This is a genomic window from Parendozoicomonas sp. 2304DJ65-17, assembly GCF_058148445.1.
The window spans coordinates 101,109-112,994 of sequence record NZ_JBYVJV010000009.1; the positions used below are offsets into that span (position 1 = coordinate 101,109).

13 protein-coding genes are annotated in these 11,886 nt (G+C 43.7%); 4 read left to right on the forward strand and 9 right to left on the reverse strand.

From position 1 onward, the window contains the following. Positions 1-40: 40 nt before the first annotated feature. The 4 genes from ACY2RR_RS19395 to ACY2RR_RS19410 form a co-directional block, all read right to left on the reverse strand. On the reverse strand, positions 41-1,330 hold the full coding sequence (locus ACY2RR_RS19395; RefSeq protein WP_490109832.1) for a hypothetical protein: 1,290 nt from the start codon (positions 1,328-1,330) through the stop codon (positions 41-43). A gap of 128 nt (positions 1,331-1,458) precedes the next feature. After that, entirely contained in the window at positions 1,459-2,097 is a 639-nt protein-coding gene (locus tag ACY2RR_RS19400; protein WP_490109833.1) for a hypothetical protein, read from the reverse strand. Continuing rightward, the gene (locus ACY2RR_RS19405) at positions 2,094-2,585 is read right to left on the reverse strand and encodes an RNA polymerase sigma factor (RefSeq protein ID WP_490109834.1); all 492 of its coding nucleotides are present in this window, start codon (positions 2,583-2,585) and stop codon (positions 2,094-2,096) included. Before ACY2RR_RS19405 ends, ACY2RR_RS19400 begins: the two co-directional genes overlap by 4 nt. 52 nt (positions 2,586-2,637) lie before the next feature. Continuing rightward, on the reverse strand, positions 2,638-3,588 hold the full coding sequence (locus ACY2RR_RS19410) for a DoxX family protein (protein ID WP_490109835.1): 951 nt from the start codon (positions 3,586-3,588) through the stop codon (positions 2,638-2,640). Positions 3,589-3,817: 229 nt separating this feature from the next. Here ACY2RR_RS19410 and ACY2RR_RS19415 point away from each other — a divergent pair, with 229 nt between their 5' ends. Both ACY2RR_RS19415 and ACY2RR_RS19420 read left to right on the forward strand, forming a co-directional pair. After that, positions 3,818-5,401: an alkaline phosphatase family protein gene (locus ACY2RR_RS19415; RefSeq protein WP_490109836.1), complete on the forward strand. Its 1,584-nt coding sequence runs from the start codon at positions 3,818-3,820 to the stop codon at positions 5,399-5,401. A gap of 84 nt (positions 5,402-5,485) precedes the next feature. After that, positions 5,486-5,650 (forward strand): hypothetical protein, encoded by a 165-nt coding sequence (locus tag ACY2RR_RS19420; protein ID WP_490109837.1) that lies wholly within the window; start codon positions 5,486-5,488, stop codon positions 5,648-5,650. A gap of 77 nt (positions 5,651-5,727) precedes the next feature. On the opposite strand, the gene ACY2RR_RS19425 is transcribed toward ACY2RR_RS19420, so the two are convergent. Further along, positions 5,728-7,314: an alkaline phosphatase gene (locus ACY2RR_RS19425; RefSeq protein ID WP_490109838.1), complete on the reverse strand. Its 1,587-nt coding sequence runs from the start codon at positions 7,312-7,314 to the stop codon at positions 5,728-5,730. Positions 7,315-7,571: 257 nt separating this feature from the next. Here ACY2RR_RS19425 and ACY2RR_RS19430 point away from each other — a divergent pair, with 257 nt between their 5' ends. Together ACY2RR_RS19430 and ACY2RR_RS19435 are read left to right on the forward strand one after the other, a co-directional pair. Continuing rightward, positions 7,572-8,375 carry a substrate-binding periplasmic protein gene (locus tag ACY2RR_RS19430; RefSeq protein ID WP_490109839.1) on the forward strand — a complete coding sequence of 268 codons (804 nt, stop codon included), beginning with the start codon at positions 7,572-7,574 and terminating at the stop codon, positions 8,373-8,375. Between the two features lie 45 nt (positions 8,376-8,420). Then, a complete protein-coding gene (locus ACY2RR_RS19435) occupies positions 8,421-8,780 on the forward strand; it encodes a hypothetical protein (protein WP_490109840.1) in 360 nt (119 codons plus the stop codon). 275 nt (positions 8,781-9,055) lie between these two features. On the opposite strand, the gene ACY2RR_RS19440 is transcribed toward ACY2RR_RS19435, so the two are convergent. From ACY2RR_RS19440 to ACY2RR_RS19455, 4 genes are all read right to left on the reverse strand, one after another. Then, positions 9,056-9,598: a hypothetical protein gene (locus ACY2RR_RS19440; RefSeq protein WP_490109841.1), complete on the reverse strand. Its 543-nt coding sequence runs from the start codon at positions 9,596-9,598 to the stop codon at positions 9,056-9,058. Between the two features lie 302 nt (positions 9,599-9,900). After that, positions 9,901-10,311, reverse strand: coding sequence for a hypothetical protein (locus ACY2RR_RS19445; protein WP_490109842.1), 411 nt, complete (start codon positions 10,309-10,311; stop codon positions 9,901-9,903). Between the two features lie 254 nt (positions 10,312-10,565). Continuing rightward, a complete protein-coding gene (locus tag ACY2RR_RS19450; protein WP_490109843.1) occupies positions 10,566-11,150 on the reverse strand; it encodes a suppressor of fused domain protein in 585 nt (194 codons plus the stop codon). A gap of 97 nt (positions 11,151-11,247) precedes the next feature. After that, positions 11,248-11,883, reverse strand: coding sequence for a hypothetical protein (locus tag ACY2RR_RS19455; protein ID WP_490109844.1), 636 nt, complete (start codon positions 11,881-11,883; stop codon positions 11,248-11,250). Between the last annotated feature and the right edge of the window lie 3 nt (positions 11,884-11,886).

The window sequence follows — 11,886 nt, forward strand, 5'->3', positions numbered from 1 at the left end:
AAGTAATAGGGACACACCTGTGCCAAATGCCAAGGCCTGTTTAAACAGGCTTTGGTTTACCCTTTCGGTACCAGGTACGCCGGCTTATTCCCAGTTCTTCCCAAGGCTTTTTCTGGGTTATGGATTGCGCTTCCCACGTTGCTCTATCTATAGCTCCGGCAGCGCGACGTTTGCTTTGCTTTCTCAAACGATCCCGTTCTCTGGCTTCGCTTTTAGAAACAATTGTTTTTAATTGTTTCTGCTCTTCATCAGTAATGCGCAGCTGATTTATCAGCGTGTCATTTCTGGGTGTATATAAAGCAGAGTAAGAGCGGCCGTTAAATTCAATCTTCTCCCCGGATTCATGAGCCCGAGCCTTTCGGTAGAGCGTAGAGAGTTCCGAGGATTGGTAACCCCATTTTGGGTCAATCTGTCGGGCCAGCTCCGCCGCTTCATGCCACAAACCGCTGGAATGTGTTGCCCCGCTGAGTAGCAGGAAATTAATCTGCCAGAACAGCATGCACATTCTGTCGCCCTCTTTCACTTTGCCACGCAGTTTGTGCAAAGTTCGAATGTCTTCCAGCCTGTCCCAAGCCAGGCGACGACCGCTGAATGTTTTCAGTCCCTTCCCTTCTATCTCTGAAACCAGAGACAGTGCTTTTTTCCCCTTCTTCTTTTTCTTCTCCAGATCCCAACGTGCCATAGGCAATAGCATTTCGCACAGCCATTCAAAGCTGTAACGAACAGGTTCGTTATTGGTACCCGATGCCACATGAACAGCTCTGGCAATATCACCACTTCGTGTATTAACGGTGTCGACTAACCTGAGAACACGGGAAGCATCCTTTGCTCTTGGATCTGCACCCAGAGTTTTGAGCTTTTCTACCAGAAAGCGCTGACAGGCATTCCAGCGGGGTAATGCCTGGCGCGGTACCGGGCCATCAAGTATCCACTTTGCATGAAGCCCCCTGCCACTCCAGATAATCATTGATGGTTCTGGTAAACCTTCTTCCTGGCAAAAGTACAAAAGGCTTTGTGCCTGTTGTTCAGGGTTACGATCGTCAGCCCAGGGCAAGTTGTATGAATCAATATCAACAAAAAGAAGGCCAATACGCGCCAGATTCACTATACGACGGTTGGGAAGCAGGAACTCTGCCTGGCTGATCCAGGTGTCGTTGCGATTGTCGACCAGGTTCAATACACGAGCCATGTCGGTTAATCGGTAAGAACTCTGTTTCTTGCGGCTTCCCTGCTGAACCAGCAGAGAGAAATATCCGTAACGTTGCGAATCATGATAGGCACTCGCTTCCGTGCACGAATCTATAGCGAGCGCTATCTGCTGATCGACCATGATCCCATCCCCTGCCCTGGTACTCTTCTCTCCCGAAAGAGCTGCAACGTTTACTGTTGCATCGGTACACAGAAGCGTCCATGGAGGGGACGATTAGATTACACAGATGGTGGGGGAATATTTTAAAGTCAGGGCAGAGACTCTCCGGCAAGCCCCATAAGTAAGCCGCGTTCTTTCCACAGGCGAACCTCTACACCATCGGCATAACCCTCGAAATCAGAAAAACTAGTCATCTTCTCTGGTTCCAGAGCCTGATAGAACGTGTAAATCCGTTGATTTCTCTTGTTGCGTATCTTCAGCTGTGCGGCAAGCTGGCCATCGATACTGCAATAACGTCCACCCAGTAATTGCCACTGCCCGGAAGTCAGAATATTGGAATTTACGAGTGGAAAGTCCAGCTGAGAGAGATAGCCGCTGACATCTTCTATATTGGCTGAAGCAACCTCAAGGGACATTTGTTTATTATGGTTGTACGCCACTTCATTCACCACTTGCCAGGCTTTGTCCTGATTAGGCATTAAAAACAAACTGGCAGTAGCGATTAAAAATAGTAGGCATGTTGCTGTAACCTGCAGCTTGGTTCTTTGCTCCAGAAAAAACCTGAGCTGATTAAACTTTTCGGTTATGCGTTGTTTGAAGGAAGTCCTTTCCTGCTGAACAATTAATTGCTCAAGCTGTGATTCTGACAGTTCGATAGTAGAGAAATGATTTTTCAAAGCCTGGGGGAGATCAACCTTTTCTGACCTATTCTTACTGTTCTGGTTCATAGCTCAACCCCCTGCTTCTGGTCTTCTGTTTCCAACGTTGAGAGTTGCTTTCTAAGCCGTTTTTTCAAACGGTGTACCTGCGACAGGAGTGTTCCTTTTGGAATATTCTTTAACTCTGAGATTTCCTGAAATGTATATTCTTCAACCGCCCAAAGATAGAGCAGTTCTCTTTCTTCAGGCGATAACAGCATCATAATCTGCTCAACATCCTGCTGCTGAATCAGAATATCCGAAAGTGTTGGCAGCGATGTTTCCTGATAATCCTGCTGTATTTGATCACTAACAACCAGATGCAACCGGTTTTTGCGCAACTGATCGTACCAGCTGTTACGAATACTACGCATAAGATAAAACTTTACAGACTCTGCTGAAACAGCCTGACCCAGATAGTTTTCCAGCGCCTTCTGCAGCAGGTCGTAGGCATTATCGCGATCCCCCGTGAGAGTGAAGGCATAACGATATAGTGTGTTCAGCAGTGCTTTATCCACTCGGGAATCCCGGTTGTTTGTTATCTTTATGACCGCTTTATGAAATGTATTGTTATTGAGCTGTACGCTTCGATGAGTAACCTGAAAACATTACCTGCCTGATGTAATTACGGCACCGGGTAAACAGATCGTGCAGAGTAAACGCATATCCGCCACCCAGAATCGCAAGAACAATTCCAGCACTGCCCAAAGCGAATTCCCGTTTAAAGCTGTTCAGGTTACCAATCAGGTTTTTATCCATATTCAGCTTATGGATCATGTACCAAACCATAATGCCAGCTGAAACAGCACCAAACACTCTCACAACTTTCGGGCTGCCAAATATCAGAGCAAGACCTGTTATTGCCAGTAGCCACTGTGCTGCGGCAAAACTTGGAACTTTGGGAAAGTGTCCAAAGAAACCGCCAACAACAAACATGGCACCGAGAGAGAAGCGCAGCAATAACCCCATGTGCGACCAGTTTATACTGGGTTTGTGTTTTATTATTCTTCCATCCAGGCTGGCAGCACCTGCCCCAAGATTAAATAAAACAAACATCATACCTGAGAGTGCAATATCCCGAATTTGCACAAAGATTGCTGGAGATGTGTAGGTTTTTACATCAATGCCAACACCAGGAACAGTATGAACAGGTAAAGACACGACAAAACTCCACAACAGAAAGCCGTAGAATAAAGCCAGAGGCCTGACCAAAAGCCCGACAATTAGCGCAATTCCCGAAAACAGTTCAAACGCAGAAAGAGTGGTAAGAAATCCGGACGGCGTGAGCACAGAGCCTTCAAAAAACAAATAATCCTGGAACAGAGAATTAATATACCCGGTTGTTCCCATGTAATTCGCAACCATTCCATCGTGGGTTTCAGGGTTGAGAAGCAGCCCAAGCTTGGACCACCCTCCAATAAAAAAAACCAGCCCAAGGCCAATACGCAGTATCATTGCCGTTATCTGGTAATGCGCATGAGAAAGCATTTGTGGTGAAGATAAGGTTTCTGCCTGGGTCATTCTCTATTCCTTAGTTCCGGTAAGTTCTTGCTGATAGACGAAGCAGACAGGCATTTGATTGCAGGTTGTTTGTAATTAAATTTATATTTTCCTGAAGATTTGCTGAAACAACGTATTACTCGTAGATAAATGCTCCTTATGAACCATACCTTATTGTTGACACTCCAATTTCCCTGACACATCTTCATTCAGTAATTACAAATAAAACACACAGGGAAAAGGTCAGAGCATGGATAGCAATAATCCAATGAAAAAGAACATCAAAAAGATTGTCTACGTGATGTTCGAAAACAGGTCATTCGATAACGTGCTTGGCTGGCTATACGATGGGAACCCCAATCCTGATGTGAACAATATCCCCGCAAACACGGATATTCCCTTTCATGGCCTGACATCTGAATTAAAAAACATTTTTGCTCAACCTGTTGAGTACCGCATTGAGCGATGGAATAACGGTAAAAAATCGATTGTGAGAGGAGTGGAAAAGAATCACTTCCCTACCTGCACTCCCATTATTGATCCTGAAGAAACCTTCAGTAATATCACCCAGCAACTGTATGGCACTGCCCCTGTCTGCGCATCCACACCGCCATCAATGGATGGCTTTCTGCAGAACTATTACGATAGTCGGGCTGGATACGTAAATGTGGAACTGGAAATTCTTGATACTTACGACAATACCCAGCTACCCATTCTGAATACCCTTGCCAAATCATACGGTGTATCTGATGAGTGGTTCTGCTCCATCCCGTCTCAAACATCCATAAACAGGGCATTTTCTATCTGTGGTAATTCAGTGGGTTTGCCTGAAAAAAATTCTAAAAAAACCATGGCGATGGTGAACAACCATTACTGGAACCATGAGTTCCTGCCTGCGCAATTCACTGGTAAAACAATCTGGCAAGTGTTGTCTGAAAATGGTTATAACACTGAAGATGACTGGAAGGTGTATTACTCCTGCCCCTATCTCCACGGTACGTTCGGTTATAAGCACAGCTACAGCTGGTATATGTTCCAGGGTTTACAGGAACAGCTTGCAAAACCTGAATCCAAAAACCAGTACCTGAATATTGACCAGTTTTATGAAGACGCCAAAGCTGGAAACTTACCCCGTTTCTCTTACATAGAACCCAAGTATTCGATGGACCTGGTTGGGGATCTGGGTATTGCAGGCAATGATTACCATCCACCGGGCAGTGTGGTTGAAGGTGAACAGTTTTTGAAACAGCTTTATGAAGCCGTGAGTCAATCACCGGACTGGGAAGAGACTCTGTTCATTGTGGCCTGGGATGAACACGGCGGAACCTTTGATCATATGCCTCCACCTCATACAGCTATTAACCCTGGTGGGGCAGATGAATATGAGTGCGGATTCGAATTTGATCGCTTTGGCATAAGAGTTCCAATGTTATTTATATCTCCATGGGTGACGGAAAACACCGTTATACGCAGCGATAACCCAACAACCCCTTTTGATCACACATCCTGGCTGGCAACGCTGTTGGACTGGTTTGACCTGGAGCCTTCACTCTTGGGCAAACGAACCGCAGTTGCCCCCACATTTGATGCTGTGATCAGTGATCAAAAACGTGAGACGGTCACCCTCCCGAATGTATGGAAGGGGCGTTCCCATGCAACGCTTACTGCTGAGCAGGGAGAAACAGTGGATGTACAAAAGGCAGCTGCGCTGGCTCATGCCATGGCGTTGCAATCACCTGATACAAGTGCTGCAGAGCTGTTAGAAAACTCTTTGAAGAACGCTAAAACCCAGGCTGATATTGTGAACTTTTATAAATCGAAAGCGAAGCTTTGAACAAAAGTGAAGAAATAAACAAAACGGCAACTGCAGACTATATTGATACAGTCACGCAAAACCATATGTATCGTGGAGGGTATTATGTCTGCATTGCCCACTCAGCAAATGGCCAAAACCAGCCAAAACAGTAGCCAACCCGGCTACAAGCACCTGCCGGAGCATTTGCGTTGCAAAATGGTTGATAACAACATGCGCCACCTGCATCTGGCTGTTCTTCTGGGAACAGAGGCTATAAAGCAGCGGTAAGAAAGAAAGGAAAAGTGAGAGCCTTGTCGGCTCTCACTAAGGCTTGTTATCCAAGCCAGTAACACTGGCAGTCTGCTTTACAGTGCGCTCATCAGCTTCTTGCCGATGTCTGTGTGGTGCTGCATACCATCAAACTGATCAACCAGTTTTTCAGGGCCAAACGCCATAACAGAAACAGGCGTGCTGGTGTGTGTACCAGTTCCCCATACTACGTTCTGCTGTTCAGCAAGTTCACGACCCAGAAGGTTCAGGTGGATTTCATCGCCATACACATAGAAAGCGGTGAAGTCTTTGACAACCGGCAGAGTCTTGGCAGCCAGGTATTTGTGCCCTTCTGTAATGTACGGGTTAGGGCCACGCTGGAGAATACGTTCAGCCTGCTTCTCACTGATCTGGAAAGGACCGGTTTCTGCAACGACAGCAGCCAGAGCTTTAGGAGTCTGCTCTGCAGCCGGACGGGCACGGAACTTGTCCATAATGCCGTAGAAGCTGGCAGTCTGGTTGTAGAGGTTATCCAGGATCTGAGGCGCACCAAAGTTGAAGTTAGGCTTGTAGTCACGCTTGCTGAAACCTTTGCCTGGCAGCTTGGTAGCCTTAGGCAGATTGCTGGCAGAGTAGCTGAAGCCAAAAGAACCTGTTTCATGGTCAGCAGTTACAACAACCAGCGTGTCATCACGATCAGCGGCCCATTCGTAAACAGCTTCTACTGCTTCGTCGAACTTCAGCATTTCGTGCAACATAGTTGCCGCATCGTTGTTATGGGCAGCCCAGTCAATCTGACCACCTTCAACCATCAGGAAGAAACCGTCTTTATCCTTTGAAAGAATCTCCAAAGCCTTAACAGTCATCTCTTTCAGAGTTGGCTGTGCACGATCTTTGTCGTTTTTGGTCTTGGAATACTCAATGCCATCCATCATGCCGGAGTATGCAAACAAACCAAGTACTTTACCGTCTTCAGCTTTGTTCATTTCATCCCGGCTGAAGGCCAGCTGGTAACCGGCTTTCTGGGCATCCAACAGCAGGTTTTTGTTGTCCTTACGCTTGGACTTCACCCTTACGTGGCCACCGGTCAGCTCTTTCACCTGCTCGTAGGTCGCACCTTTTTCATTAACAGACTTGGGAATCCAGTAACGAATACCGCCAGAAAGCATAACGTCTGGTCCTACTTTCAGCATTTCTTCAGCAATCTGGTTTTCCATAGAACGATGAGGCTGATGCGCTGCAAAAGACGCAGGTGTGGCGTGAGTCAGGCGAGTGTCTGAAATCAGGCCAGTAGCCTTACCGCGCTTTTTCGCAGCTTCGAGAATAGTTTCTGCCGGATCACCGTTGCGATCCAGGCCAATGGCCTCTGAAGGAGAGAGCTTGCCAGTAGCCAACTGACTTGCGGAGCTGGCGGAATCAACCACCATTGAACCATCCGGATAAGTCATAGACAGGCCAATGGTTCCGGCATTGGCCAAGCGGGTCATGGCCGTGTCTTTGCCCTGATAAATAGAATTGGGTGCCAGCTCAGCATAGCTTTCCAGCATGCTGAGCTGCTGAGGCCCCATACCATCGCCAATCATCAAAATGATGTTGCGAGCTTTGTCAGATTCAGCAAAAGAGCCGGAAGACAGCGTAGTTAACGCCAGTGCAGCAGCACAGAGTTCGCGCTTAAACCTCATAATTATTATTTCCGTTTGCGTTGGTTTAATACATTCCTGTTTCGCACGAAGTATATTGTCATGAAATCGTTTAATTTGTATTACATTTTTGACACATTCCCTACAGATTTTTTTACATTGTCGTTTATCTCTGTACACTGTGATTCGGGAATAAACTATTACTTCCTCGCAGTAACACTCTTTTGGGCAATTAAGCTATTTAATGGCTTTTAGTATCCAAGCTGTAGGGCGTTTGAGGTCATACGGATTGACTCAAGATGCATCCCAGAAAAAATTTAATTATTGCTTCTCTCTGCCTGCTGGCTTCTGTTTACACTTCCACAGCTTCGTCAGCGGCTCGTGAACGTGTCACTCTCTGTAGTGATAAAGGCTACTGGTTTCCCTTCACCCTGATGAAAGATTATCGGGCGGCGGGTGTTTTTATTGACATGATGAATGAGGCTGCCACACGCACAGATCGAAGGGTTTTAATACGGCCAACCAGCTGGTCTCGCTGTCTGCGCCTTGCCAAAGAAGGAAAAGTTGATGGTGTACTTGGCGCCTCCTATAAGGATGAGCGCAATGAATGGATGGAATATCCTCCCACAGCCAGAAAAGGCAAAGGTGGAGAGCACAGCATGAGCCTGGTGGACTACGTGATTGTGACTCCCAAAGAGTTGTCATTTACCTACAACGGCACGCCTTCCACACTTCCCGGGCCAGTGCGAGTTCCACGTTCTTACTCTATTGCAGATGACCTGAAAAAGAATCAGGCCGAAGTTAAAGCCATCTATTCAACTGACCGCAGTGCTCTTGTTGACCTGGTACGGAGAAAAGATGGATCAGCCGCTGTACTGGGCAGCATCGCTAAAGAGTTCCAGAAAAACCCTTTCTTCGCCAATAAATATGATATTCAGAAAAAGACTCTGAAATCTAAAAACTACTATCTGACGTTCTCCCGTAAAAGTGATTTATCACGTGAAACCCGAGAAACACTATGGTCGGCTTTACAAGTGATTCGAGAAGATGAAGACTTGATGGGGCTGTTCTATGAGAAACACCTAAACGAAGAAGAGATTTAATTTTATAAGCCATAGTGATCACAATTAAAGGGAGAGGGGGGGGCCATGCCTGGAGCAATCGTTGGTTTTAACCAAGCGGTAACCAGTATGAATCTGGTTTGCATTGCAGCAAACATCAGAGATGCTCTGCTCGATGGTACCTGTATTATGGTTATAGGTAATGCTCATATCGCAGGAAATGGCAGAAACCCTCCACTTCTGGCTCTGTCTAAGAAATTAACTGACAGAAACGATTATAACCATGTAACACGCTACAGAGTTCCCAAGCAGAGTAATAATCAACGGTATGTGAACATTCACGTTGTTCGCAGTCATCGTATTGTGTTGAACCCCGTTAATACAGTTCCTGCCCCAGTGGTTGGCTTAGGCGGAGTGATTCGCCGCGGCAACAGCATGCACCGGTAAATGAGAGTTGCCCCGAAAGGGGCAGCTTTACTGCAGTTCAAAATGCTTTTACCTGACCAAAGAAGCCGCCCATTTGACAGAAGCATCCATAGATTTGTAACTCGCAAGAAGTAAATATAGGGTCATTGCCATTCAGACTAAGTGACTTTCATTAACTTCCCTATTTAATATCAAAATGGATCCTGTTTTTCTTGATTCGTACAAGAAATCTTTAAGAATATCGGGATATGATTAAGAATGTCTACGGTTAATATTTATTACCAGCACAACCTCATCTATCTAGATAAGTCCATTAAATGATCAGCTTTGAAATTTGGCGTCAGTCTCATTCCTCTATCCAACATTTCAGCAGCATATGGAGAAACACGAAAGCTTTTTATTTTCTCATAGTCCTTAAGTACATACTTTCTAAACATCATATATAGATGCTTGGATTTTCTATTAGTAATATCCAAACCTGCAATTGTTCCATGGAGAATGCATCGATCTTCGTACACACCGCCTGGAGTAAATGTAACTGATGACGGGGTAGTTCGCGCATTCACCGAGTACTTCACTCCCCCACACCTTTGGGAAATTTCTTTGACTGTTAAATCGTCAACACTTTCAAATATGAGAAACGTAGGCAGTTTTTCTATTCGACCATCCAAACTGACACCTATATTCTCGATATCTCTATACGTCTTGTATAGAGCCATTTTGGGGCTATCAAAGAGCCCCGTGCGCACATATTTAGTGGCGCACACGGCTTCGAATCGCTCTAAGCCATTGAACAAATCTTCAGTAGTTGCATAAAACTGGATCTGCTTAGCTGGCAATACCTGACTCCTAGCTTCTTTTGTAATTTGAATATATGTGAACCTTGATCTGGAACTCTTATTCCTAGAGTTCTAGATCATGAGTCGTCATAATTCATATTATAAGAACGTATTATGCGACTGGTGGATATAAAAATAACTAAATTGTCCGTCACTTCCCACCATAAAGTGCTGCTTTTGAAATTCGCCGAGTCTATTCATGTGGAATAAGGAGCCCATCCCTGAGAGGTAAAAGAAGGGAGCAACCTGTTAACTGCTTCCCCGAAAAATCTTAAGGCTGTCAAAGGTTTGAGCATTTGACGCTATCGAGATGGTATGTCCAATCTCTGCAAAAGCTCCATAAGCTGATCAACTTTTTCTCTCTCAAAAGGGCGAACTAAGTCGTACAACCTATTACTATCCTGAAGCTCCCGCACCGCAGCCATAAAATCTTCTTTATGAGCCTTTTTCTTTATCGGCGAAGACTCCATTTTAGTCTTCATTTGTATGTATTTATCAGATTTTCCATCTGCAAATTTTAAGAATTCTTTAGAAGAGCAGTAATCAAAAGATGTATACAAATCAGCCACTATCAGTCCGATTCTTGCAGCATCATCAGCACTACTTGCAGATAAGTTTTGACCTCTCAAAATAGACCCATGCTTTAGAAGGTCAATATCCCCTCCTTTGATTAAAGTCAGAACCAGGTGAAGAACATTTTGTTTAGTGGTCATAAATTATATAGTTTTAAATCTCTCTTCGAAAAAAACATATATTGTAAGTATCAAAAATTTATTACAATTATTACGCTACATACTAAAACCTTTTAATCCAAAACTAGCCAAAAAACTTATACTCCAGTGTTCGATTTAGGCAAGTAAATTTATAAGTGCAGGTTGCCCCTTTCAGAGCAACCTTGGCTACAACTATATTGATATATAATTTTTTCAAAGCACTACTCTGCAATTGATTTGAGCACTATAAGTCACTAAATGACCGAAGGTCTATTCAAATTATAAATATCAATGTCATTATCAGAAAAAAGATTTTCTAGCTTGTCTGATCCATTTTCTTGCGCAAACTCCCTCTCTGATTTTGAGATTGGAACGGCCAACAGCCATGCTACAGAGTGATTATCCAGAGATATTGATGAAAACTTATCACCCCATAGAAATGGGCTAGTGAAGTAAATATCACTCATAGTTTCAGATGCTTTATACATAGACACAAGGTCAGGAAAAATAGCTCCGGGAGCACAAAACCATTTTGAATTAATCACGTAAAATGCAATTGTTGCCAAGATATTCTCAAAACCAGAAAAAGAAGATCCACACGCTCCAAGGACCTCAACACGAGTACTAAACTCTTCTCCTTTATGTATTAAAGGGTGGTCAGAAAGACCAATGGTTGCATATGAGTTAACACCGTCCTGAAGGCTATTTCTAGCTTCAAGAATAAACACGCTGCTTTCTTTATTATCATCCAAAAATTGGATTATCGGTGGCCTTTCTGCGCCAAAAGCCAATGCAGTGTGTTTTGCAACGCTCTTCTGGTAATTAGTAACTGCATCCATTTTTCTATATAAAATACATCCATAGATACGCCCGCATAAAAAACGGGCATGCATTAACAATATTACTATAAGTAATCGAACTTATCGTATAAATTTTTTATATAATACTTGTTACGTAGCCTTCCTTTTTAAAAAAATCCAACTGTTTATTGAATTCTTCAGATGAAGACTTTCCCATAGGAATAGAAAAAACACCAACATCCGATCCATTCCTTGTAACTTTAGATGCACTTGATATAAAAAAATTAGCTCGACTTAGTTTGAAAGCATCTTGTTTAAGAAGATCTTTTTTTATAAATTGGTGTCTTCTCTTGTCAATTTTCACCCTTGAAACATCATTTCCAGTAATAATAACATCACCAAAAAATTCTGATATATCTAGATCAATATTGTTTTTGGAACAATCAGTAGTTCCTAAGATATTTTTTATCCAAAGCATATTTTCGTTATTTGAACTGGAAATTTTAGTATTTTTCATGGTGACGCCAGAATGTATATCAAAATCACCGTTGACTTCAAAGTTGTCAAATAAAACATCTTCCAAAGAAACATTACTTCCGATCTGAAAGCTTCCGCGCGAAACTTTACAGTTTTTAAAAGTGCAATTTTTAATTGTTACTTTTACACCATCTATTGGGTTGATGGAAAAGTTATCAAATAAAACCCCATCAAAAATCTGTCCATCAATTAAAGTATCTTCTTTACACCGCCCGGCGGTCACTTTTTCAATCACAAT